The organism is Lentzea rhizosphaerae, from assembly GCF_042649515.1.
Taxonomy (GTDB): Bacteria; Actinomycetota; Actinomycetes; order Mycobacteriales; family Pseudonocardiaceae; genus Lentzea; species Lentzea aerocolonigenes.
Map to the genome: position 1 here is coordinate 233,763 of NZ_JBHRZI010000046.1, position 24,598 is coordinate 258,360.

The following is a 24,598-nucleotide window of genomic DNA, read 5'->3' on the forward strand; positions in this document are numbered from 1 at the left end:
CTAGCCTCTAGTCAAACTTGACTAGAGGGGATTCAGTCATGATCAAGGCACGCGGCCTCGCGCGCCGTTTCACCACGAAGTCAGGCCCGGTGGACGCGGTGCGCGGGGTCGACATCGACGTCGCCGAGGGGGAGCTCGTCGGGTTCCTCGGCCCGAACGGCGCGGGCAAGTCCACGACGTTGCGCATGCTCACGACGCTGCTGCAGCCGACCGCGGGCGAAGCGATCATCGCCGGGCACGACCTGCTCACCGACCCGGCCGGGGTGCGGCGCAACATCGGGTACGTCGGGCAGAAGAACGGTGCCGGCCTCGACCAGCGGGTCGGTGACGAGCTGGACTTCCAGGCCCGCTTCTACGGCCTGTCCAAGCACGACGCCCGCAGGAAGGTCGCCGACCTGCTCGAACGGTTCGAGCTCCAGGGCATGGAGAAGCGGCCGGTCATCACGTTGTCGGGCGGCCAGCAGCGCAGGCTCGACATCGCGATGGGCATGCTGCACGACCCGCGGCTGCTGTTCCTCGACGAACCGTCGACCGCGCTCGACCCGCAGAGCCGCCGCAACCTCTGGGACCACATCAGGCAGCTGAAGGCCGACGGCACCACGGTCTTCCTGACCACGCACTACCTCGACGAGGCCGACTTCCTCAGCGACCGGCTGCTGGTGATCGACCACGGCTCGATCGTGGGCGAGGGCTCCCCCGACGAGCTGAAGAACAGCGTGTCCGGCGACCTGGTCGTGCTCGGCACACCCCAGGCCTCGGTCGTCGCCACGAAGTTCGACAACGCGGTCGTGGACGCCGAGTTGGTCAGCTTCCGCGTCCCGAACGGCGACCGCGCCCTGCCGGGACTGCTGCGCGACCTCGGCGACCTCGGCGTCGAGCTGCATTCCGTGCAGGTCCACCGGCCGACGCTCGACGACGTGTTCCTGACCATGACCGGCCGTTCCCTGAGGGAGGAAGCTGATGCTGCGTGACACCTGGCTCGTCTTCTGCCGCGTGATGCTGCCGGTGCTGCGCAACCCGGTGGCGATCGTGTTCGGGCTCGCCCAGCCGTTGCTGTACCTGGGGTTGTTCGGGCCGTTGCTCGGCGACACCGGCTGGCAGTGGTTCGTGCCCGGTCTGCTGGTGCAGATGGCGTTGTTCGGCACGGCCTACGCGGGGTTCTCGCTGCTGCCCGAGGTGCGCACGGGCGTGATGGAACGGCTGCGGGTCACCCCGGTGAGCCGGGTCGCGCTGCTCGTCGGCAGGGTCGGCAAGGACGTGGTGCTGCTGGTCGTGCAGGGCCTGCTGATCATGCTCGCCGCGATGCTGTTCGGGTTCCGCGCGTCATCGGGCGAGATCCTGCTCGGGCTCGGGCTGGTGGCGTTGTTGGGCATCGCCATCGGGTCGGCGTCGTACGCAATCGCGTTGAAGGTGAAGCTGGAGTACGTCTTCGCGTCCGTGCTGTCGTCGACCATCGTGCCGTTGATGCTGCTCTCCGGCGTGCTGCTGCCGATGTCCAACGGCCCGAAGTGGCTCTACTGGCTGTCTCGGGTCAACCCTCTCGCGCACGTCGTCGACGCAGAACGGTCGATCTTCAACACGGGCTCGGTGCTGCTCGGCCTCATCTCGGCGTCCGCACTGGTGCTGGTCGGCGTCTACTACGGCGTCCGCACCTTCCACCGCGAGTCTGCTTGACCGCACGCGGGGCCCTAACGTGCGCTCCAAGCGAACGAAAGCTCCCCGCGTGCACTTCAGCTCGACTTGATCGCGGCGTCGTAGAGGGTCTTCTTGCTGATCCCCGCTGCCTCCGCGACCTCGGCGGCGGCGGACTTCAGCCGTTCCCCGTCGGCGACGCGCTGCTTCACCTCGGCGACGAGCGTGTCCAGGTCGGGCTTCTCCTCGGCAGGAGCAGGGCCGAGCACAACGGTGATCTCGCCGCGTGCGCCCTCCACGGCCCACTCGGCGAGTTCTGCCAATGAGCCGCGCACGACCTCTTCGTACTTCTTCGTCAGTTCACGACACACGGCGGCGCGGCGGTCCGGCCCGAGCACCTCCACGGCGTCCGCGAGAGTGTCCGCGAGCCGATGAGGTGCCTCGAAGAAGACGACCGTGCGTTGTTCCGAGGCGAGCGGCGCGAACCAACGCTTGCGCTCGCCGGACTTGCGGGGCGGGAAGCCGTCGAACGCGAACCTGTCGCTCGGCAGGCCCGACACGGCGAGCGCGGTCGTCACGGCGGACGGGCCGGGCAGGCAGGTGACCTTCAGGTCCTGCTCGACACACGCGGCGACGAGCCGGTAACCGGGGTCGGACACGCTCGGCATTCCGGCGTCCGTCACGAGCAGCACGGTCTCGCCGCCCCGGAGCGATTCCAGCAGTCCCGGCAGGCGCGCGGTCTCCACCTGGTCGTAGAAGCTGATCACCCGTCCCGACGGCTTGACCTGCAACGCGGCCGCCAGACTGTGCAGTCTGCGGGTGTCCTCCGCGGCGATCACGTCGGCGGTCTCGAGGGCCTCGACCAGGCGCGCCGAGGCGTCGCGGATGTCACCGAGCGGGGTGGCTGCCAGGACAAGACGGCCTGAACCGGATACAGGACTCACAAGGTTCACCCTACGATCGGCGACGTGACAGTCCTCGTGCAGCCAGGAGAGGCGCCCGTCGTCGTCGAGGAACCGCGCACCGATCGTGCGGCCGCGCTCGACCCGCCTCCGTCCGGAGACCGCCTGCGCGGGTGGCTCGTCACGATCGTCGTGACGCTGGTCGGCGCCTTCGTCCGGTTCTGGAACCTCGGGTATCCGACCGACAAGGGCACACCGATCTTCGACGAGAAGCACTACGTGCCGCAGTCGGCGCAGGTGCTGCGCAACGGCGGCTACGAGGACAACCCCGGCTACGAGCTGATCGTCCACCCGCCGCTCGCCAAGCAGCTCATGGCGATCGGCCAGGACCTGTTCGGCTACGACGGCATCGGCTGGCGGTTCGCCTCGGCTCTCGCGGGCACGATCACGATCCTGCTGATCATCCGCATCGCCCGGCGCCTGACCCGCTCGGACCTGCTGGGCGCGCTGGCCGGCGTGCTGCTCATCGCGGACGGCGTCTCGCACGTCCAGTCGCGGATGGGCATGCTCGACATCTTCCTGGCGTTGTTCGTCGTCGGCGCGTTCGGCTGTCTCGTCGTCGACCGCGAACAAGTGCGAGAACGACTCGCAGTGGCCGTGCGCGACGGTTTCATCAACAACTCCGCGTTCGGCCCGTGGCTGGGCTTCCGCTGGTGGCGCTTCGGTGCGGGCGTGTGCCTCGGTCTGGCGTGCGGCGTGAAGTGGTCCGGCCTCTGGTACATCATCGCGTTCGGCCTGCTCACAGTCATCTGGAGCGCGCTGGCCCGGCGCGCGGCCGGCGTCGAGGAGCCGTGGCTCGGCGCACTCGCGAAGGACGTGCTGCCGTCTCTGGGTGGCCTGGTCGCGATCCCGGTGCTCGTGTACGTCGCGACGTGGTTCCCGTGGATGGCGAGCGAGACCGGCATCGACCGGCACGTCGTCGGCGGCAAGGTCAAGGACGTCGCGTACATCCCCGACGTCCTGCAGTCGCTTTGGTACAACGCGAAGAACGTCTACAAGTTCCACGTCGAGCTGGTCACCTCGGAGACCAACCGGCACCCGTGGGAGTCGAAGCCGTGGACGTGGCCCATGGGCCTGCGTCCGATGCTCTACTACTACGACAACGGCGTCACGGGCTGCGGTGCGGCGTCGTGCCTCGGCGCGATCATGCTGATCGGCACGCCCGCGATGTGGTGGCTCGCGTTCCCGGTGATCGGCTGGGCGGTCTTCCGCACCGTCGGCAGGATGGACTGGCGCTACGCCGGCGTCCTGGTCGCGTACGCGGCGGGCCTGCTGCCGTGGTTCCTCAACCTCGACCGCCAGATGTACTTCTTCTACGTCACGCCGATGGCGCCGTTCCTGGTGCTGCTGATCGTGCTGGCGCTCGGCGAGATCCTCGGGCGCAGGGCCGCGGGGTCGGAGCGCAGGGGCACCGGTCTGCTCGTCGTGGCGCTGTACGTCGGCATCGTGGTGGCGAACTTCGTCTGGCTGTGGCCGATCCTGAACGGCAACCCGATCACGCCGGAGATGTGGCAGCAGCAGCTGTGGCTGCCCAGCTGGCGCTGATCCCAGACTCGCCACTTCGGGTCAAAGTGACGGAAATCGTCCAACGTCTTCATGGTCATCTCCGGCTACCTGGTCACCTCGCAGCCAGCTGTTCCGAGAACACAACGCGGCCGGAACGGTCTGTTCCGGCCGCGTTGATGGGGGGGAGCCGCACATCGACAGGGCGCGTCTTCGTCGGCGTGCCCGCTACATGGATCCCTTAGTAACGCCTCGTGGCGTGTGCGTTGAGAGGGAGCCCAACACCTGGGCGGATCAACTCGGGTTCACCGGAGTCGCCCACCGCTGGTTGGCGCCGCGGTGGCAGGCGAAGACCTGCAACACAGCACCGTTGGCCGCTGAACTGTCGCGGTCGTCGAGGCACTTGGCAGCCCACGAGTTGACAAGCGTGCCGTCATGCCGCTGTGTCCACAGCTGACCGGTCGCGGTCCGGCAGTTCTGCAACATCACCGGCGCTGAGTCGTACGTGTCGGCGATGTCGAGACACCTGCCCCACGCACGAATCGCTCCGGTGCCCGTCGACGACCAGTTCTGGCCGATGCCGCCGTTGCAGTCCCAGTACAGAATCGTGTCGCTGGTCGGCGCGTTCGTCCACACATCCACACACTTGTTCGAGACACCCACGATTGGGCCGTGCATCAGCCACTCCGCCGTCTGCCGCCACATCTGCAGCTCGGACGCAGCGCAATTGCTGATCTTCAGCGTCGCGCCGTCCTCGGCAGACGCCGTGGTGAGGCAGCGACCGGACACGGGGTTCACCAGTGTGCCGTCCTGCTGGGCGAGCCACTGCTGTGCCGGGTGACCGTTGCATTCCCACAGCGCCACTGGACTGTCATTGGCGGTGTTGGCACCAGACACATCGAGACACTTGCCCTCGCCGCGCAGCGTGCCATCTCCAGGCGCCGCCCAGCTTTGTGCCGTGAGCCCGTTGCACGTCCAGAGAATCGCTTTGTTCTGCGTCGGGTCGTGGCCTGCTACGTCGAGGCACCTGTCTCCAGGACCCACGACCTTGCCGCTCCTGCCGCTCTGGTTCGGTACCGTCCACACCTGATCCGAACGCGACCTGTCGCATGCGCGCACGGCGAGTTGATCGCCTTCCCCCACGCCGTTCGGTGTGACACAGCGCCCGGAAGTCCTGTTGATCAACCGGCCGTCTGTGCGCAGCACCCACTGCTGGTTGTCCGCACCCGTGCATTCGTTCAGCACAACAGCACTGCCATCGGTGATGTCGCTGGCCGTGAGACACCGGCCACCCGCGAGCACAGCGCCGTCATTCGTGGTCCAGGTCTGCGAGAAACCGTTGTTGCATCCCCACATCCACACGACTGACTGCGTCGGGTCGCTGAACTTCATGTCCAGGCAACGACCGTTGGCGTTCTTCAACGTCCCAGACCGAACCGGGCTGTCCCGCTTGATCCGGACGTTGCGGAACCTGACCTCGCTCGTGTTCAGATCGTTCTGCAGGCCGATGTAGGTGTTGCGGCCGAGGGCCGTCGCGTCCCCCGACGTGTATTCGTTGATCTGCCGACCGTTCAGGAAGACGGTCGCCGTGTTCCACCGGACCCGGATCTCGTAGGTGTTCCACTCACCTACAGGTTTGACCGGGGGCGTTGCCGTCGGCGCCTGCACACCAGCGATGCTGCCGGTCTGACGGTTACCTGTCTCCGACGTCGCACCGATCTGGATCTCGTACCCACTCCTCGTGGGCGAACCAGTGTCTGTGCCGGGGTTGACCATCAACACGAACACACCGGAGTCAGAGCTGTTCGAGGTGGTCTTCCAGTCCACCTTAAGCGTGTAGTCGTTGCCATATGTGTGAGCGCTGTACCAGCTGACATCGTTGGTGTGGCCAGTGACCAGCTCGCAGCCGTCCGCTCTGATCTTCGTACCGGTGCTCTGCCAGCCCTCCAGATCGGACTCCAGCCTGCCGTCGAACGCGCTGTAGAAACCGGGCTCGTCCTTCGGGGGCCTGCAGTTGCCCGCCGCTCCCGAGGTCACCTTTGAGCCGCCGACGAAGTAGCCGGTGACATCAGCGGAAAGCCGGGTCTGGCCGCGCTCGTTGCGCACGTCGACCTTGCCGCTGTCACCGAGCGGCGTGAGGACCAGGTTCGCCTGCGCCTCGGTCTTGCGTGTGCTGCTGGCAGTGACCGGGGACCATCCGACCTCGCTGGCCGAGACGGAAAGCTCGGTGCCGAGGTTGTTGTCCAACCCTGTCATGACCAGCGCCGCGGTGGTCGCCGCCGCGCTCACCCCCGCGACCCCACCCACCTGAAACGACGCCGACTGCCCGTGTCCGATCAGCGCCTTGGGCAAGCCGTTGCCGGTCGCGGTGTCGGCAATGCGTGCGGCCTCCGGTAGAGCCACGTACCTGGCACCGGCGCTGTCCGGAGCAAACCAGCCGACGACGTCGACCGCGACGCCGACCTTGCCGTTGGACTGCTGGACGCCGAGGCGGATCTTGCCCGCCTCGTCGATCGGTACGACCGCGAGATTGGACTTGCGCTCACCCGGCATGACCACCAAGGTCGTCAGGCCCGGCGTACCACCTCCGTACGCGCTGACGTACGTCTGTTCCGTCGCCTCGAAGGCAGTAACGTTCACCACGGCCGACCTCGCGTTCGCAGGTACCCCGGCAACACCGCGCAGCGGTATCTCCTGGATCTCGCGACCGAGCGGCGTGTTGCGCGCGCTGCCCGCAAACCCGCGGGTGTCGAAGATCCGCTGCGGCTGGGGCTTGGCGAAGTACAGGTCCGTGCTCTGGGTAGGGCTGAAGTAGCCGAGTGAATCCACCACGACCCACGCGTCGTTGCTCTTCGTCCTCAAGCGAATCGAGCGGTCAGGCCCCAGGGGCGCGAACAGCGTCTGCGACACCCACGCGTCGCCGCCGCGCACGTGCAACGAGGTCGTCTTCCCCGAATCCAACGCTGCGACCGTCGGAGCGACGTCGATCGTGGTGCCCAGTGCGGACCGCGCGCTTACGGTGATCGCGACAGCCGTGGTGTCCGCAGGCACGCCCGCGAACGTCAACGTCTGCGTGCGGCTGTTGGGATCGTTGACGTTGTAGGCGGTGTTGTGCACCCGTGACGGCGTCGGGTCGACGGTGATGCCCGAGCTCGTGACCACCGGTGCGCTCGTCGGGCCGAGATTCAGGGTGCCGTTGCCCCAGTTGTTGTCGTACGTCTTCGGACTCGTCCTGCTGAGCAGCGCCGACTGCAGCTGGGCCGGGTCGATCCCCGGAGCAGCCGACTTCAACAGCGCCAGCGCACCCGCCACGTGCGCGGCCGAGGCCGACGTGCCCTGCAGCTGGCCGATGGAAGAGGTCGACACCTGGTCGAAGCCCGTGATGTCAGGCTTGAGCCTGCCGTCGATCGTCGGTCCGCGACCGCTGTAGTCCTGGATCCGCCCCGATGCGGGCGCCGTCGCACCGACCGCGATCACGTACGGCGACGTCGCGGGCTCGGTGACACTGCCCGCGGCGGTCCGGGTCTGGAGCTGACCGTTGGAGCTCGGGCCGCTCACGAACAGCTCGAAGGGCGTCGTGAAGTGTGCGTTGTTGTTCTTGACGTAGAGGTAGTACTGCTGCAACACCGAGTCGGTGTTCCTGAACGACAGCTCTTCAGTCGGGCTCAGACCAGCGCCGGAGTCCTTCTGCGATCTGCTGCCGACAGCGACGATGTCGGGATCGTTGGGACCGCTGGGCGCGTGTGGCTGTGCCATGACGTAAATGTCGAGGTCCGCCTTCGTCGTCGGCCACGCGTCCCAGCGCAGACCGACGGTCGCCGTTCTACCTGGGTCGAGCGTGAAACCGTTGTTCTGCAACGAAGACTCGAACTCGACCCAGCTGTCACCGTTGGAGTCCACTGCCTTCCCTGCGAAGTGCAGCCGCGCGAGATTGCCTGCCGCGACAGACCAGAGGATGCCGGCCGCACGGCTCCGCTTGACGACATCGGCCGGGCTGTCCGCAGGCCCTGTGCCATCACCACGGCCGCCTGTCGGACTGAGGAAACCGACCGCCGCCGTGATGATCTGCACACCCTGCGCTCGCAACCACGCCTCGGCAGCCGAGAAACCTGCGGCGTCCTCGATACACGCGAGGTAAAGCGCTGCTTCCGGCGCCATGTCGTATACGATCTCGGCGACGCCCGTGCCGTGAGGCGTCCTGGTCTCGGCCGAGATGCAGTTGTCGTCGTTGATGACCAACCGGTTGCCTGTCGGCAAGTCACCGTTGTTTTGAGCGTCCTGCAGCTTGCCGAATCCGACGTCGATGATTCCGACCTTGACTCCGGCGCCCTTCTTTCCGTCTTGGTGCCACACCCTGGCCTTGGACAATTCGACGCCCTCCGACGTCACGCCCATCGGCACCGCTCGGTCGGGCAGCCGCACCTCGGTGACACCGGGCTGGCGCGCCACAACGTCGAGCTTGTCACCGGGCACCGCAGCCTTGACCCGGCCCGTCGTGGTCACTGAGACCACACCGTCCGCCTTGGCAACAGCGGCCCGTAACTCCTGTTCCTGCGCGCCCTCGACATAGACCAGTGTGCGGCCCTTGTCGTCCTTCGGGACGTACTGGCGAGGTCTCGCGTCGCTCGCCGAGTTCACCACGTCGGGTCTGGCGCCGGTGGACGGCTGAGCGGCCGCCACGCTCGGCGATGCGACGACAGCCGCCCCCAGCGTGAAACACACGGCCATGGCGGCCGCACGTCGCAATCTTCTCATTTCATCCCATTATTCTGTCGCACGAACTGAAACTCATCTGCTGATCGCGGGCACGAACCGCACCCCCACTCCGGCGGCCGGCGCCTCCAGCTCGATGCCGTCCAACTCTCCCGTTGGCGAGTTGAGGTAGTCGGCAATGAATGTGCTGGCCGATCTGCACGGCTGGTACCAGGCGAGCCAGCTCGGGTCGGAGACCACTACCGGCCTTGCATCCGTATCGCTCGTCGGCTTCCAGAAGAACGTGAAGCCGCCGTCCATTTCCCCCCAGGGCACTAGACCACCCTCCTGCGGGTGGAATGGAGCGTTGAACGGCGGTTCCGTCGTCGGCCGGAACTCCTCCGCCTGTGCCTGGATCCTGTCGACGAGCGCGAACAGGTCGTACTCGGGCACGGACGCGTCGGGTGCACACACGCGGATCGAGCCGAACTGCCCCGCGCCGAATCGGTCCACGAGCCGCTTGTAGTCGGCGGGCAGCGTGGCGCCGAGCCGTTCTTCGACCGCCTCCCAGTCCTGTCCAGGCGGTGAGGCCGCAGGCGCGCCGACGATCTCCGTGAGCCGGTCGACAGAGTCCAGCGGATGATCTTCCATGAAGAAGGCCATGTGCGCGTGGACCCAGTACTTGGGATTGATATCAACCATCACTAACACCCCTTGAAGGTCGCTGGCCTGGCGGTCACATTCGGAATGTCGACAACACACTTGAAGCCCATGTCGCCCCTCGCAAAAATTTGCACGGTGTCGGGCACGACACTTTGTCCGCTGTAGACGGGTATGACCTGGTAGTAGATGGACTCACCAGCCTTGAGTCGCTCAGCCACTCTAGCTTCGACGCGGTGGTACATCATCGAGTTGTTCGTGGCGTTCTGGTTCAGTGGCACAAGGTTCTCAAGGATGTCTGCACCGCCGAGACAGTTGGCGATCAGGTGCCCACGCGCGTTCGCGAGTGTGTTATCGCACGAATAGCCGTCCGGATCTTCCAGCGGATTGCGATCCTTGCCACGATATCCGTCCTTGAAGCAGGCCGCCGCACCTTGAGCGCGCTTCTGCCCGGTGTCGACGGATTCCAAGGGCGCGTACCAAATGGTCGTTGGCATACTACTGGTAAGACAGCGGTTGCGGTCTTCCGAAGCAGTGTCACTGTTCGTTGGACGCGGCGAGTTGACTTCGTGTTGGTAACCGTCCTTGGTCACGAAAGTGACCTCGTCGACGATCCGTTGACCATTGTCGATCAAGTCTCGGCCGCGCAATAGCTTTTTGATCGTGTTGACACGTTCGAGAGTGGTGATCGCACCCTCGGCCAGCTTCGGCAGAGCCTTCAGCGCGTTGACGAGCCACGGCGGAGGCGGCGGCGGTGCTGGTGGAAGTGGCGGCGGACAGGACGTGCACCCTGAGGGAGGCTTGGGCTGGTCACCGCGCGGTTTCCAGGGCTCGGGCCGCTCCTGCTTGCACCGGCCGCTGCACGGATTCGGCAGCCGGGCGACGTCGGGTACCGCGACCGTGTCCGTTGTCGTGTCGAAGTCCCAGTCACGCGTCGTCGCGTCCTCGACAATGAACAGACCGGCAGTGAGAGCGGCCAGGCCGACGACGGCCGTGCCGATCGCCCAGCCCTCGACGATGCACGCGTCCCAGAAGCAGTGGCCGCTCGGGTCGGCGCCGTTGACCGGGTCGGCGTTGCCGTAGGTGTAGCGGTTGGCCGCGACCGACGGCACCGGGTTCAGCGTCCAGTCGTCGCGGCTCGCGAACTGGCCCGAGGTCGGCGAGTACCAGCGGGCGGTCATGTTCACCGTGCCGGTGTCGCCGTCGGTCCAGTCGCCCTGGTAGCCCAGCGGTGAGACGTCGCCGGACGACCCGGTGAGCTTGCCGAACGGGTCGAAGGTCTTCAGCCCGTCGACGGCCGCCCCGAGGTAGCGGCCCACCACGTCGCCGCGCTGGTCGGCGAAGAGCATCTTGCCCTTCGCCGTGCTGCCGACGGCCTTGTCGGAGATCGGCTTGCCCGACGGTGACCGGCTGATCAGCCTGGTGCCGTCCGAAACGGCCTCGTTGGACAGACCCGCGTACTGGAAGGCCTTGCCGTTGCGGGTGATCACCCGGTCGAGGCCGTCGTAGGAGTACTGCACCGCACCGCTGGTGACCATGCGGTCGAACGCGTCGAACGCCGAGTTCTTCGTCTGACCGTTCTCCACCACCGACGAGACGGTGCCGCGGGCGGTGTAGGTGTACGTGGCACCGCCGCCCGACGTCAGACGGTTGCGTTCGTCGTAGGTGTAGGTCGTGGCGCCGACACCGACTCGGTTGCCGGAGTCGTCCCACCGGTAGTCGGTCTTCGTGCCGGCGTTGTCCGTCCACGACGTCAGCCGGCCCACGCCGTCGTACTCGTACGAGTTCGTGGAGACGCTGGTGTTGGTGGTGGACTTCTTCGCCCTTACCTTGTCGTCGAGATCGTAGGTGTAGTCGGTACCCAACAGGATCGATGGTGGCAGCCCGCTGTCGATGATCTGGCGCAACTGGTCGGATGCGAGCCTGCCGAGCTCGTCGTAGCTCAGCTGGCGGTTCGCCCACCCGCTCACCGACCGGTCGGAGATGAGCGACAGCCGTCCGGCGCGGTCATAGCCGTAGTCCACCGTGCGCCCGGACAGCGGATCGGCGACGCTGGTGAGCCTGCCGGTCTTGTCGTAGCCGAACGTGGCCTTGCCGGTGGCGTCGTCACGCGTCGCCAGCGTGCGGTCGCCGTTGTAGGTGTACGTCGCCGTACCGCCCGCGCCGTACGACCGGAGCAGTTGACCGCGGTCGTCGTAGCCGAAGCCGCTGTCACCGCGCGCCGATCCGACGCCGATCACGCGTCCGGCGAGGTCGTAGGAGAACGTGCGGTCGTCGCTGGCCGCCTCGGCTCCCGTGCCGCGCTCGACGCTGACCCTGCCCTGCGCGTCGTACTCGCGGGTCACGGTGACACCGCCGGGCTTGACCAGCTTCACCAGCTCGCCCGCCGCGTTGTAGGACGACGTCCAGGTGCGGTCCGCCAGGCTCTGGTTCGCCGCCGTGGCGGGCTCGACCACCGACTCGATCAGACGCAGGGAGTTGAAGGCGTAATCGGTCGCCTTGCCCCTGCCGTCGACGAGACGACTGCGGTTGCCCGCCTTGTCGTAACCGAACGAAGTAGTGATCGACTTCGAGCTGTCGACCTTCTCGACCTGCCGCACGATTCGGCCGATCCCGTCAAAGACGTATGTTCTCGGCCGGCCCTCCGGGCTCACTTCCGACACCCGGTTGCCGGCCGGGTCGTACCCGAACGTCGTGGCGCGCTTCTCCACACCACCCACCAGTTGGGCACTGCGGGTGTTGCGGCCGAGCAGGTCGTAGGTGAGCGCCGTGACAACACCGGCCGGGTCCGTGGAGGTGGCCACGCGACCGGCGTTGTCGTACGTGTAGCTCAGACGTCGGTTGGTCGGGTCGGTTCTGGTGAGCTCGGCACCCGAGAGGTCGAACGTGCGAGTCTCGGTGGCATTCATCGGGTTCGTGATCGCCACGGCATTACCCGCCAGGTCGAACGCGGTCCTGGTGGCGTAGAAGAGCTTCGTACCGGACGACCGGTCGGTCTCCGTGACGGTGAGCTGCCTGCCCAGCTCGTCGTAGGTGTGCAGAACCTGGGCGCCAGACGGATCTGTCGTCCCGACCAGTTCACCGACCCTGTTGTAGGCCTTGCGGATCACGCTCGGCGTGTTCCCGACCTGAGGCAGCGTGGTCGTGATGACACGACCGTACGGGTCGTAGTCGTAAGTCGTGACGCGGTTGAGCGGATCGGTGACCTTCCTCGCCCGGCCACCGTGGTCGTGCTCGGTGCGGACGGTCGACTTGATGACCGTGCCGCCAGGCGGGGTGTAGTCGGGCGCTGCCACTACAGTCGCCCGTCCCATCGAATCACGCTCGGTCGTCGTGACAGCGCCACTCGCGTCCCTGGAGTGCGTCAACTCGCCGAACGCGTTGTAGCCCAACGTCTCCGTCGCGGCGAATCCGGTGGTCATGGCGCCGGCGACCCAGACCTCTGTCGGAGGTTTGGTGGTGCTGACCACCCTGCCGATCGCGTCGTAGCGGTAGGTGGTCGTCAGTTGCCGGCGATCCGTGAACGACTCGACCAGGCCGCGCTCGTCTCTGTCGTACCTGGTGGAAAATGCGGTCGTCGCGTTGAGGGAAGCGTTCTCCCGGATCACGCGGTTGGCACCGTCGTATTCGAATGCCTTGGTCTCGACCCGGTTCGGGTCCGCCGCACCTCTCATCTCGATTCGGACGGGATTGCCGTCCAAGTCGCGGAAATAGGTGGTGGCACGCTTCAGGCCATCGGGGTCGAACGTGCTGCTGGTCAGGTAGTTGGCTGCGTCGTAGGTCTCCACGGTCTTGCGACCACCTGGCGTGACGACCTGCGTGAGGTTCCCCGCGGGGTCGTACGTCCGGTCCTCCAGCGTGACGTCCTGGACGCCACCGTCCGGCCGGACGTAGTTCTTGCGCACCTTCGTGGCGAGCAGACCGTCGTCGTAGTAGGTGAACTCGGTGCGCCTGCCGATCGCGTCGTCGGACGCGCGAAGCACACCTGATACGTCATAGATGTGCGACTCCACCAGCAAACCGGTGGCGGATGGGTCCTCGGGGTCGACGTTCGCACCGGTCGCACCGCGGGACAGCAACAGGCCGTTCTCGTCGAACACCGAGTTCCACACCGTGCCGTTGACGTCGGTGACGATCTGAACGAGGGATTCGTTCCGGTAGGAACGGGATTCCAGCCCACCGTCGGGGAACCTGGTGGTGGCCAACCGGTCGTGTGCGTCATAGGTCATCACTGTGGTGCGCGTCGCATCCACGCCGAGTCCGTCGGACGAGGTCGTCGTGAGCATGTTGCCGTTGTCGTCGTAGGTGTAGGAGGTGACCTTGCGGTGGGACACCGCAGTGACCTCGTTCTTCACGGCCGACTCGGTCACCTTCGCGAGCTGCGATCGCGGTGTGTACTCGAGTGCCACCGAACCGAACACCGCGCCGCCGGCGTTCGCCGTGGTGATGGACTTGCGCCTGCCGATGGCGTCGTACGAGTACTGGACGCGGAGGCCGACCGGATCCCTGACCTCGCCGAGATCACCGTTGGCGCGGTAGGACCGCAGGGTCTCCTGGTCACGACGCCCGGTGGTCTTGATCAACAGCCCGGCTGGGACCTTGCCTCCGTAGACCGAGTCCTCGTTGCCGGTCGAGTACGTGTTGACCTCACGCGGCGCCACGGCCTGACCGTCGGGAACCGGGTACGTGGTCGTGGTGAGACGACCGGCGATGTCGTACTCGAACCTGGTGCGGTACCGACTGTCGTCTTCGTTGGCGGATCGTGCGTCAGACGACGACGCCATCTTGTCTCTGCGCGGGTCAAGCGGGTTCGTGGACTGGATGTACGAGAAGTACGAGGTGTTGCAGGAGTTCTTGACGCGACAGGTCTTGCGGCTCAGGACGTTGCCACGGTTGTCGGTCGTCTCCTCGATCCGACGGTCCACTTCGTCCACAGTGGCCGATCGGAAACCCTCGGTGTTGTAGTAAAAGGAGCGCTTCGCACCGTCGTGGCTGACTGAGGTCTGCCTGCCGCCGTTGTCGTTGTCGAACTCGTGCGTCCACTCACCGTGGTTGCTCGGGCCGCGCAGCACGGCGGTCCGCTTGGCACCCTCGATCTTCGGCGTGTCCGTTGACCAGGTGCGACCTTCGTGGTCGACAAGGGTTTTCACCCTGTCGTTCAGGTCGTCGTAGGTCAGCTTGGCGAACTGCCGGTCGTCCTGCGGCAGGGTGATCGTCGTCAGCTGATCGATGGCCTTGCGAGCCTCATGGTGCTGACGCGCGGCGAGCGACCCCAGCGGGTGCTGGTAGATCGCGACCTCGTCGATGGACCCGTTGAAGTGGAAGTTTCCACCGTTGGTGGCCGGCCAGTCCTTCGCAACGCCGGCACCGAGGCTGAGCTTGCCCTGCTGCCGTGCGTCAACGAACCCCGCCAACTCGCCGACCTTGTTGCCGTCCAGGTAGAGCGTCTGGGTGTCGATCGCAGCCGAAAGCACGGCGTGGTGCCACTGGCCGTTCGCGACCGTCGTGGTGCTCACGATCTGCCGTGGTCCACCATTGGCGCGCAACGACAAACCGCTGTACAGCAACCCGTCCGTGCCGACGTACAACGCAGGGGTCGACCGTGTCGGCGTGCCGGTGGGGAACGGCTGGTCGGCGTAGCTGATCAACGTGCCGTGCGACGTGGTCTTGAACCACAGCTCCACGGCCAGCGACATCGTGCCCTTGGTCAGGTCGTCGGGCAGCGTCGCGAAGCTGCTGTTGCCGTCGAAGACCGCGGCCTTGTCGGACGTTCCTGCGAGCGCACCCGCGCCGCCGAGCACCACACTGCGTGGAGTCGCCGCGTTCTCACCTGGCTGACGTGCCACGACGTTGACGAACGAGTCACCTGTGGACTCACCGAGCCGCCAATACGCGCTCGGACGATCGTCGAGCACCGTACTGAGGTAGTGCGACCCGTTGGCGTAGCTGTAGTCGGTGCAGTTCGTCGCGGATCCAGGAACACAGGCTCGGGTGAGGTTTTCGCCGGTGTAGGTGTAGGTCCACACCAACGGCTGGGCGCCCGGTTCGGGGGCTTCGGTCGACACGGTCGCGACGCGAACACCTTCCCAGGTGAGCAGGAGTTTGCGCCCACTCGTGCCGTTGGTGATCTCACGGACGTGATCGCCTTCGTACGTCAGCTGCTCGGTGAGGCCGTACGAGTCGGTGATCGTCACGAGTCGGCCGAGCGCGTCGAACTCCCACTTGCCGCCGGAGTTGTCGCGCAAGGTGTAGACCCCGGTCGACGCGGCGTACACGAGGTCGGTGCTGTCACCGAGCGGCGACCCGAAGGTGCCGTCGGGGTTCTGGCCGAAGCGGACCTGCCTGCCGGTCGGATAGGTGACGACCACGTTGCCGGACCGGTCGTCGTCCTTCGTGATCCGCATGTCGAGCCTGGACGCCCAGCCGATGCCGAACGCGGTGTCGCGCCGCGGGTCCAGGCTGTTGTAGGTGCGCGTGATCGTCAGGTCGGGGCCGGCCGTGCCGACGGACGCGTCGGTGACGACGGTGGAGTAGTTGCCGATGTTGGGATCCAGGCCGCGACCGTGCTGACCGTCGGGGTTGCCCGCGAGGTGCGAGGTGATCTGGGGCTGCGGCACGCGTGTCGACAGCACGAGCGGCCCGACCCAGTTCGGGGTGGAGTCGACGGTGTCGTTGGTCTTGACGCCCCAGTAGTAGGTCTTGGCCCAGCGCAGACCTGATGGTGCCCAGGACTGCGCGGTCCAGGGCGAATCTTCGCAGTTCTCGGTCAGCTCCGGGTTGGTGCAGATCCGGAACATGTACGTCAGGCCGCGGTTGGGCCAGTTGTCGTCGTCAACGCCCTCGGCGTAGAGCGTGGGTCGGAGCGTCTCGACCACGGCACCGCTGCCAGGCTGCTGGTAGTCAGACGTCGGCGGAACGTTGTTGACCTTGAGGTCGATCCGGCCGTACGGAACACCGTGCGCGACGAAGTAGTCCTGGCCCTGTGGCGTGAACATGCTCAGGTAGAGCTGGTAGTCACCGGGCTCGAGCGGGTCGATCGGCACGTCGAACGTCGTGGACGCCATCGGGCCGACGGAACCGGAGGGGGCGAACGTCGAGGTGCGGACGAACCTGTCACCCTGCTTGACGATGTAGCCGAACCTGACCCCGTTCGACGGCGTCCAGGTACCCGCACCCTGGTTGGTCACGGCCGCCGTCATCTGACCCGCACGGGTGTTGGTCGGCAGCGTGACCTGGGTGACGTCGAACGCGGCCCCCTCCGGCGAGTAGCGGACCTCGAGGTAGGGCTTGTTGCTCGGGGTGTTCGCCGACGCGAACCGCTTGCCGGAGCGGACAGTCTCGTCCGTGGCGCGGACGGACAGGCCGTGGTTCAACGCGCCACCGTGGGTCCACCGCGTCATCAGGTCGGGGTCGAGAGGGAACGGCTCCCAAGCGGGCGCGGCACACGCCGTGCCGGGAGCACCGTGAGCGAAGGAGCGGGTGGACAGCGCCTGGCCGACCGCCGCACCCGGCCACCGCATCGAGCTGCCCCACGGTTGCGTGACCTCGAAGACCGTCACGCCGGTGGCCGCACACGACGACGAGTAGATGTTGGCCATCGCGAGCGACGCGGCAACGACGTACTGGTTTCGCAACACGCCGAGATCGCCGAACCGGAGGTACGTGCGGGACAACGGATTGCCCTCCACGTAACCGACTTCCAGCTCCGGCGCGCCGGACTGGTCCCCGCCGTTGGACCGCACGTAGGTGTCGTCGGCGGACAGGTTGAACTGCCCGATGGTCGGGTCCATCACGACCGGGAAGACGCGAGCGGGATCGCGCAGCCAGGCCTCGTCCAGGTCGACGCGCAACGTCCACGTGTCATCACCGGACTTCTCCAGCCCGTAGCGCACACCGGTCGACCGCGTACCCGCGGCGTCGTCCATGAAACCGGCCGGGATCGAGGCGATGACCTTGCCCCCGTCGACCAGCTCGACGGCGCCGTCCGCGCCGAGCCGCGGCTGAAGGCGCTTGAGCTTCAACGTGAACAGGTGCGAGGCGGGCGCGCTCGCCGACGCGAGGACGACGTCCTCCTTCACACCTCCGCTCACGGCGGTCAGCCGGACGTCGGTGCCCGGCCGCACACCGCGATAGGTGATCTGGGAACCCTGCACGTCACCACGCACATCAGCCGCGTCACGCAGCCCGTAGGACAGCTGGTGGTCACCGTCGAACGCAACCGTGACCAGCGCGGGGTCAGCGCCGGTCGCAGCGAAGCTCAGGTCGAGCGGGAAAACCTTGGGCCGGACGCGGTCACCGCGAGTCAGCGCCGTGTCGACCGGCTTCCAGGAACCGTCGGGCTGCTGGACGTTGACCTGGCCGGTGTGCAGGCGCAACGTGCGACTGCCGTCGGGGTTGTCGAACGTCTGCGTCGTCGCAGTGCGGTCACCGGGCCGTTCGACGGCCTTCGGGTCGATCGCCGGGACCTCAGGCCTGCCGACCTTCGGCGCGGCCTTCTGCTGCTCGTGGGTGTACTTCTGCACCTCGGGCAGCGGCGCGGCCTGGTCCGGCACGGCGTTGCCAGGACGTGGCTGGTCGTGCCTGGGCAGGTCACGCCGGGCGCGCGTCGAGTCGGCCGGTGCCTCGTGCGTGGAACTGTCGGCCTTGCCCGTCCGCTGCTCCGGAGCCGCCGTGGAGGCACCCTGCGGCAACGCCCCCAGCAGCTGAAGCGGCGCCTGGGATCCGGAGACGATCGGCAGCGCGACGATCAGAACCATCAGCAGGCAGAGCTGCCTTCGAGCAGCACGAGATACCGGCACGCGTCTCACGCGGATCCCCCAACGAATCGCCCAGATCCTCCCCAGACCTGGTTGCCGGGCGATTCTGTCAGCGCTCGGTCACACTCCGCACACATTTTCAGCAGGTTGCAGTACAGACCCACGCGCCGGGCCCAGCAAGCCACGGCGGGATCAGCTCATCGGCGAGGCGCCCCAACCGGCCCCGACCTGGTGAGTCCAGCTAGAGCGGACGCCCAACTCAGGAGGGACAACATTGTCAAACGTGGACAGGAACTTCCTCTGTACCGCGGTTCGACGGATGCCGACGAAGTCGGGAACTCCAGTCAGCTCTCGCTGATCTCCAGCGCACGTTCGCGGGTCAGGTCGCCTTCGAGCCTGTTGGTGACCTGACCTCGTTGCCACAGCAGAGTTTGCCCGGCGCCTTGCGGTGCCTCGTCGCGCCACACACCGTTGCGGTCGATGTAGAAGAACACGTGCGGGTACGGGATCCAGACCTTGTCGCCGATCTGCTCGACGCCCTCCTGGTGGACGAGCTTGCCGATCGTCGAGGAGATGGTGCCGTCGAACTGGTCGAGCCTCAGGCCGCCGTAGTGCAGCGAGACGAACCGTCCTTCGTGGACAGTGATCTTGTCCGGGGTGCCGAGCTGGGCCGGCAGGTGGATCTCGAACGGCATCTGCTCGCGGGCCTGGGCGAGCGAGACCTCCTGGCTGGGCAACGGCGGCGCGACGCTGTGCGGTGCCTCGGTGCGGAACTCGACGCCGGCGAACTCCAGGAGGTTCTGCACGCCCGCCCGCACCGCCGGTGACACGGCGAAGGCGACCGCGAACGCCGTGACGGCCGCGATCAGCGCTGTGAGCCAGCGGTTTCGCTTGCGCGGGGCGTTGATCCGCGTGAGCACGCTCGCGGTGAGATCGGGCGGCTCCGGCACGTGGATCTGCCTGCCGAGGTCGCGGAGGGCGGCGCCCAGGTCGTCATCGATCACGGGCCACCTCCTCGAGCATCGGGCGCAGCTTGGCAAGCGCGCGGGACAGCCGCGACTTCACGGTTCCCTTGGCCAGGCCCAGGGTGTCCGCGGTCTCGGCCTCGCTCAGGTCCAGCAGGTACCGGCACGTGACGATCTGGCGGTCGTGCTCCGGCAGGCTCTGGACGGCTTTCAACAGCTTGGCGCGGGAGTCGTCGACCAGCGTGCCCGGATCGTCGTGGTCGACGGTCTGGGTCATCGCCCCGATCCTGAGCTCCATCAGGTTGCGGCGCCGTCTGCCGCGGTGCAGGTTCTTGGTCTCGTTGGCGACGATCTTGAGCAGCCACGGCTTGAAGTCGGCGTCCTGCCTGAAGGTGTCGAGCTTGCGGTACGCCTTCACGAACGCCTCCTGCACCACGTCGCCGGCGTCCGCACCCGCCCCGAGCAGGTACGCCGTCCGGTGCGCGAGCGCGGTGTACCGGGTGACCAGCTCGCCGTAGGCCGCCTGGTCACCTGCGATCGCCCGTGCCACCGCTTCGTCCGTGATGCCCTTCCTACACCGGGAACCCCGGGTTGGTTCCCGGTGTAACCGCTCCATGAGGATTCTCGCGTTGGTATGCGCATTCCTGCTGATCAGCACGCCGTCCGCGCACGCGGGTGGCTGGGCGGTCACGTACCTGGACCCGGTGCCGTCGATCGAGCCGTCGGTCACCCACACCGTCGGGTACTGGGTGCTGCAACACGGCAGCCATCCGTACTTCGGTGACGACCTCGGCAAAACCGGGCTGCGCTTCAGGTCCGGGACGGACGAGCGGGTGTTCACCGGCGTGCCGCTCGGCCAGCCGGGCCACTACGCAGTGACGTTCACCCTGCCCAAGGGCTCGTACGAGGTGTTCGGCGTGCAGGGGGTGTTCCAGGACCACTCGCTCGGCACGCTGACCGTGCCCGGGACGTTCCTGGTCGAGCCGCCGAACCCGGACATGATCGCGCCGGAGCCGAGCGGGGAGTCCCCGTGGCAGGAGATCGCGCCACCGCTGAAGAAGCCGGCTGTGGCACCGGCGGCCGCGGTCGTCCCGGAGAAGCAGCCGGAGCCGGCGCCGGTGTGGCTCGTCGGGCTGGTCGTCGTCGGTGCGGCGGGGCTGTTCCTGGTGCTGCGCAAGCGGTTGCGGCCGTTCGCACGGAGGTGAGTGGTGAGGCGATCGGCGGAAACCGCCTCACCACCCTTCGCAGGGCATCGCCTCCGATGCCGAAGCTTTCCGGGTGAACCAACGCCTAGGTCGTCGAACGGTCAACCACCGTTACGGTCCAATCGGACGTTCACCCGGATCGCCTACATCGGCATGTGCTTCGTGGGCGGCGGCGTCGGCTTGCTGATGATCTTCGTGACCGGGCCTTCCTTGCTCATCCCTGCCTGGTCGAGGAACTGCGCGAGCTGGCCGCGCACCTGACCCAGCGTCGGACGGCGGCCCGGTTCGGGGTCCATCGCGGCGAGCAGGAGCCTGGCGTGTGCGCTGTTCTGCGGCAGCTTGGTGATCGGTTCGCCCTGGGCGGCGGCCATCAGCGAGGAGATCGGGTTCTCGCGGGAGCCGCGCGGCGGGTGGCCGGTCAGCGCGTAGGAGACCGTCGCGGCCAGCTGCCAGGAGTCCGACGCCGGAGAGGCCGTCTCGCCGCGAGCCGTCTCCGGGGCGAGGAAGTCCGGCGTGCCGACCATCATGCCGGTGGCGGTGAGGGTGCTGTCGCCCTTGGAGCGGGCGATGCCGAAGTCGATCAGGTGCGCGGTGCCCTGGTTGTCGACGATGACGTTGGACGGCTTCACGTCGCGGTGCAGGACACCCCGGTCGTGGGCGGCGGCCAGCGCGTCGGCCATGTTCAGCCACAGCCGGGCGGCGAGCTTGTCGTCGATCAGGCCGTTGCGCAGCACCGTCTCGGACAACGATGCGCCCTCGATGTACTCCATGACCAGCGCCAGGCCGTCCGGGTCCTGCACGATGTCGAAGACCCGCACGCAGTTGGGGTGCCGGACCGCGGCCAGCGCGCGGGCCTCGCGGAGCATGCGCGCCTCGGTCTCGTTGTCCGGGGCGTGCGCGAGCTTCACCGCCACCGTGCGGTCGAGCTGCTCGTCGACGGCCAGCCACACCGTGCCGAAACCACCGGAGCCGAGCTGCCGGACGCGGCGGAACCTGCCGTTGCCGGGGTTCCAGACCTTGCCGGACTTCTGCACGGGCGACGGCGCGTCGGCGTTCGCGGCACCCGGCCCGAACGGCAGCGGCCCTGGCGTGTCCGCGAGCACCGCGGGCTGTGAGGGCTGTGAGGGCTGCGGCGGTCTGGGCTGCTGCACCTCGGCGACGCGCGTGGGCGGGTACTGCGGCGGCGGCTGGTTGACGGGCCGCATCGGCCGGTTCATCGGCGCGGGCTGGTACTTCGGCACCTGAGCCGGCTGGTAGGGCGGCGGCTGCTGCCCAGCCGCGTTGATGGGCTTGGTCGGCGCCTTCTTCTGCGGGCCCTGGGGGACCTGGGGCTGCGGCGTGCGCGCCACCGGCTGCGGTGGCGGCGGGTTCTGCGAGTTCCGGTCCTGTGACCGGTCGCGGCCGGGGCGGTTCAGCATGGCGGTAGTCAACCCGAAAATCCGCACAACGATTGAGCCGATTACCGCAATTGGCAGAAAGCCCAGCAGCACATGGCCCACAAGGGTCACGGGGAGTGCCGACGTGGCTGCGAGCAGCACCAGGAACGGCGGCCAGAACACGCGCCGCGGCCAGTTCGGCCCGAGCCGGAACGCCGAACCGGCCTGCAACATGACGAAGAGCAGGCACAACAGCGCCAGCACGACGGTGATGCAGGCCGCGACCAGGAACACGGGCTCAGCCAGCGGCCGCTGGAACACGCCGAGGATCGACGGAGTGCCGTCGACGAGGTAGTTGCCCTGCGAGAACGTCCCGAAGCAGGTGGCCTCGTCCAACGAGCCGGACCCGTCGATGGTCCGCCGGGCGAGCCCCTGCACCGTCCCGCGCATGATGAGCCAGGGCAGCACCAGACAGCTGGCGACGCCGAGCACGGCGAAGACGGCACCCGTCACCGCACCGTAGGAGTTGCCGACGATCCGGCGCACCACGATGGACAGCAGCGCCCCGATCGTGGGGAACAACCCGAGCACCGCGCCGAGCGCTGTGGTGGTCCACACCCAGTCACCGGGGCAGACACTGGCGCCCACGAAGCCGTGCAGCCACGTGAGCAAGGACTCCGCGAGCCCCACGACCCACACCACCCCTTCCGCGATCACCCCCAGCCTAGGCGCCTTGTCAGCCTACGGTGCGTGATTGGTCTGCGGTTGACGCCACAGCAACCCTTTCCTTGATCACTGCGTTGTACCTCCGTCCACACGCGCGTTCGGCCTGTTGGCCTCTACAACGCTGCTGTGCACGGCCCTGTTGACCGAGTCGCCCCGGCTGCACGATTCGTTATCGAAGGCAGCAAAAGGCACCCGGTGGAATCAACGAATGATCGAGGACGGCGAGATCCGCACTTTCGGTACAGGCGGTGAGCGTCAGCCGTCGTAGACCGAGTGGTCGGCCTGCGCCCGCGAGCTGCCCCACCCGACCGACCCGCTGGACGACCTCACAGCCGGATCAACGGGCACCGGCAGCTCGCCGAGGCCCGCGACGAACTCGACGGTCCACAGGTGCCGCGCGGCCGGGTTCTGCTCGATGAACGAGTCACCGAAGCTGTAGGTGGCGACGCGGGCGTCTTCCTGGTCGTGCATCTCGACGGTGGTGCGCGAGCCGAGCAGGCCCTTCTCACCGGGTGCGCAGACCAGTTCCAGGCGGGCGCGGACCCACTGCGGCACGTCCGCGGGGTCCGTTTCCAGCTCGGCGGCGACCGCGGTGCAGGAGGTGCCGTGGGCGCGGGCGGTGAAGGCGGCGCGGAAGACGACGAGCTCACCGGCCGTGCAGCCGGTGAGAACGCGTGCTTCCACAGCTGTCTCCGTGCTGGAGACGACGGGGCGGGCGGCCGCGCACCTCGCGGCTGGGGGTGCGGCCGACGCCGCTGCTCCGCCGGAGGTGACGGCCAGGAGTAATAACGCGGCGGCCACTGATCTCATGCGGAAAACCTATTTGCGGTCGCCGCGTTCCTGGCCGAACTTCACCCCACGGATGGGTGAGGGTCAGTGGTGGTGGTCGTGGTCGTGCTTCGGCGCGAACGGTTGGTAGATGTAGAACATCGTGACCGGCTCGTCGCCCGCGACGGTCTCGTGGTCGACGCCCGGCGGCACGAACGCGTAGGAACCGGCCTCGGCCTCGACGCCCCCGATGCTCACCTTGCCGTCGATGACCCACGTGTGCTGCGTCGCCGACGGGTGGTTGTGGCCGACGTCCCGCGCGCCCGGTGCCATCTGGATCAGGCCGACGATCGTGTCGCCGTTGGGGGACTTCCACAGGAGCTTGTTCTGCAGCCGTTCGTCGCCGTGCAGCGGGAACGCCTTCATCTGGGCGAGGTCTTCCCCTGAGACGACGGTGACTCTGTCGGGCGAACCGGTCATTGGGTGCGGCCTTTCGGAGGAGGGGCGCCGATCATTCCAGCACCGGTGCGGGCCGACAACAGCCGCCTGAGTCAGGCGACCTCCTCCAGTTCCCTCGACTGGGCGGCCTGCTTGCGCTTGCGCAGCACGACGACCACACCTACGAGCACCCCGACGCCCAGCACGACCCACATCGCTCCGTTGAAGACGGACTCGATGTACTTCGCGGAGGCGCCCGCGGCCGAGCCGATGCCGATGTGCAGCGCCGACCAGCACACCGCGCCCGCGATCGAGGCGGGCAGGAACCGGCGGTACTCCAGTTTCGACGCACCCGCCGACGCCGGCACCAGCGTCCGCACGACGGGCATGAACCTGGCGACGAACACCGCCCACGCCCCGCGCCGCCGCAGCAGCTCGCCCGCCTTGTCCCAGTGCTGCTGGCCGACCTTGCGCACGATCTTGCTGTCGCGCAACCGATCGCCGAACCGGCGGCCGAGGTAGTACCCGATGCTGTCCCCCGCCACGGCGCACAGCGTGACCACCAGCCACATGGCCAGGAACCTGGGCACGGTGGTCACCGTCGTCGAGGCCAGCAGGAGAGCGCTCTCGCCCGGCGCCAGGAAACCGACGCCGAGCGTGCACTCCGCCAACGTCAACGCGCCCGTCACCGCCAGGACGGCGGGCTGGGGCAGGTTCGCGAGCCCTGCGAGAGCGTCAGTCAACAAGGCCATGAACTCTCCCCAGCAGGACAACGAAGTGGTTTCGGCGAAGGAGGGTTGTCACCGCGACAACGCCCACCTGCCAACCATTTCACCGCAACGGACAGAGCTCGCACATCGGACCTCGGTCGGATCTGTGTCAGACCTCAGGACTAAGGGACATCCCCGATCGGCC

General features: G+C 67.3%; 14 protein-coding genes. 4 read left to right on the top strand and 10 right to left on the bottom strand.

Going from position 1 to position 24,598, the window contains the following annotated elements; translation table 11 throughout:
* The first annotated feature begins 38 nt into the window (after positions 1-38).
* Both ACFOWZ_RS42915 and ACFOWZ_RS42920 read left to right on the top strand, forming a co-directional pair.
* The gene (locus ACFOWZ_RS42915; protein WP_382379731.1) at positions 39-971 is read left to right on the top strand and encodes an ATP-binding cassette domain-containing protein; all 933 of its coding nucleotides are present in this window, start codon (positions 39-41) and stop codon (positions 969-971) included.
* Positions 961-1,674, top strand: coding sequence for an ABC transporter permease (locus ACFOWZ_RS42920; protein ID WP_382379732.1), 714 nt, complete (start codon positions 961-963; stop codon positions 1,672-1,674). Before ACFOWZ_RS42915 ends, ACFOWZ_RS42920 begins: the two co-directional genes overlap by 11 nt.
* 56 nt (positions 1,675-1,730) lie before the next feature.
* Here ACFOWZ_RS42920 and rsmI read toward each other — a convergent pair whose 3' ends face one another.
* Positions 1,731-2,576: a 16S rRNA (cytidine(1402)-2'-O)-methyltransferase gene (gene rsmI, locus ACFOWZ_RS42925; RefSeq protein WP_030467634.1), complete on the bottom strand. Its 846-nt coding sequence runs from the start codon at positions 2,574-2,576 to the stop codon at positions 1,731-1,733.
* A 24-nt stretch (positions 2,577-2,600) separates the two neighbouring features.
* Between rsmI and ACFOWZ_RS42930 the strand changes: the two genes are divergently transcribed.
* Positions 2,601-4,139: a dolichyl-phosphate-mannose--protein mannosyltransferase gene (locus ACFOWZ_RS42930; RefSeq protein WP_382379733.1), complete on the top strand. Its 1,539-nt coding sequence runs from the start codon at positions 2,601-2,603 to the stop codon at positions 4,137-4,139.
* A 252-nt stretch (positions 4,140-4,391) separates the two neighbouring features.
* Here the strand turns inward: ACFOWZ_RS42930 and ACFOWZ_RS42935 are convergent, their stop codons facing one another.
* The 5 genes from ACFOWZ_RS42935 to ACFOWZ_RS42955 form a co-directional block, all read right to left on the bottom strand.
* Entirely contained in the window at positions 4,392-8,852 is a 4,461-nt protein-coding gene (locus ACFOWZ_RS42935) for a ricin-type beta-trefoil lectin domain protein (protein ID WP_382379734.1), read from the bottom strand.
* Between the two features lie 33 nt (positions 8,853-8,885).
* Positions 8,886-9,491, bottom strand: coding sequence for an SMI1/KNR4 family protein (locus ACFOWZ_RS42940; protein ID WP_382379777.1), 606 nt, complete (start codon positions 9,489-9,491; stop codon positions 8,886-8,888).
* Positions 9,492-9,493: 2 nt separating this feature from the next.
* Entirely contained in the window at positions 9,494-18,205 is an 8,712-nt protein-coding gene (locus ACFOWZ_RS42945) for a DNRLRE domain-containing protein (protein ID WP_382379735.1), read from the bottom strand.
* Positions 18,206-18,549: 344 nt separating this feature from the next.
* On the bottom strand, positions 18,550-19,209 hold the full coding sequence (locus tag ACFOWZ_RS42950) for a hypothetical protein (protein WP_382379736.1): 660 nt from the start codon (positions 19,207-19,209) through the stop codon (positions 18,550-18,552).
* Positions 19,199-19,720, bottom strand: a complete 522-nt coding sequence (locus ACFOWZ_RS42955; protein WP_382379737.1) for an RNA polymerase sigma factor — start codon at positions 19,718-19,720, stop codon at positions 19,199-19,201. The genes ACFOWZ_RS42950 and ACFOWZ_RS42955 overlap by 11 nt, the downstream gene beginning before the upstream one ends.
* 64 nt (positions 19,721-19,784) lie before the next feature.
* Between ACFOWZ_RS42955 and ACFOWZ_RS42960 the strand changes: the two genes are divergently transcribed.
* The gene (locus tag ACFOWZ_RS42960) at positions 19,785-20,375 is read left to right on the top strand and encodes a hypothetical protein (protein WP_382379738.1); all 591 of its coding nucleotides are present in this window, start codon (positions 19,785-19,787) and stop codon (positions 20,373-20,375) included.
* 143 nt (positions 20,376-20,518) lie between these two features.
* Here ACFOWZ_RS42960 and ACFOWZ_RS42965 read toward each other — a convergent pair whose 3' ends face one another.
* From ACFOWZ_RS42965 to ACFOWZ_RS42980, 4 genes are all read right to left on the bottom strand, one after another.
* Complete coding sequence (locus tag ACFOWZ_RS42965; protein ID WP_382379739.1) at positions 20,519-22,468, bottom strand: serine/threonine-protein kinase; 1,950 nt, start codon at positions 22,466-22,468, stop codon at positions 20,519-20,521.
* Positions 22,469-22,732: 264 nt separating this feature from the next.
* Complete coding sequence (locus ACFOWZ_RS42970; protein WP_382379740.1) at positions 22,733-23,161, bottom strand: hypothetical protein; 429 nt, start codon at positions 23,159-23,161, stop codon at positions 22,733-22,735.
* 189 nt (positions 23,162-23,350) lie between these two features.
* Positions 23,351-23,725, bottom strand: a complete 375-nt coding sequence (locus ACFOWZ_RS42975; protein WP_382379741.1) for a cupin domain-containing protein — start codon at positions 23,723-23,725, stop codon at positions 23,351-23,353.
* Positions 23,726-23,796: 71 nt separating this feature from the next.
* Positions 23,797-24,435, bottom strand: a complete 639-nt coding sequence (locus tag ACFOWZ_RS42980) for a DedA family protein (protein ID WP_382379742.1) — start codon at positions 24,433-24,435, stop codon at positions 23,797-23,799.
* Positions 24,436-24,598: the final 163 nt, after the last annotated feature.

Bases quoted from the DNA above. Each gene is read 5' to 3' on its own strand.
- ACFOWZ_RS42960 (WP_382379738.1), top strand. From the start codon at position 19,785: ATGAGGATTCTCGCGTTGGTATGCGCATTCCTGCTGATCAGCACGCCG.
- ACFOWZ_RS42915 (WP_382379731.1), top strand. From the start codon at position 39: ATGATCAAGGCACGCGGCCTCGCGCGCCGTTTCACCACGAAGTCAGGC.
- ACFOWZ_RS42935 (WP_382379734.1), bottom strand. From the start codon at position 8,852: ATGAGAAGATTGCGACGTGCGGCCGCCATGGCCGTGTGTTTCACGCTG.
- ACFOWZ_RS42975 (WP_382379741.1), bottom strand. From the start codon at position 23,725: ATGACCGGTTCGCCCGACAGAGTCACCGTCGTCTCAGGGGAAGACCTC.
- ACFOWZ_RS42920 (WP_382379732.1), top strand. From the start codon at position 961: ATGCTGCGTGACACCTGGCTCGTCTTCTGCCGCGTGATGCTGCCGGTG.
- ACFOWZ_RS42980 (WP_382379742.1), bottom strand. From the start codon at position 24,435: ATGGCCTTGTTGACTGACGCTCTCGCAGGGCTCGCGAACCTGCCCCAG.
- ACFOWZ_RS42945 (WP_382379735.1), bottom strand. From the start codon at position 18,205: ATGGTTCTGATCGTCGCGCTGCCGATCGTCTCCGGATCCCAGGCGCCG.
- ACFOWZ_RS42940 (WP_382379777.1), bottom strand. From the start codon at position 9,491: ATGGTTGATATCAATCCCAAGTACTGGGTCCACGCGCACATGGCCTTC.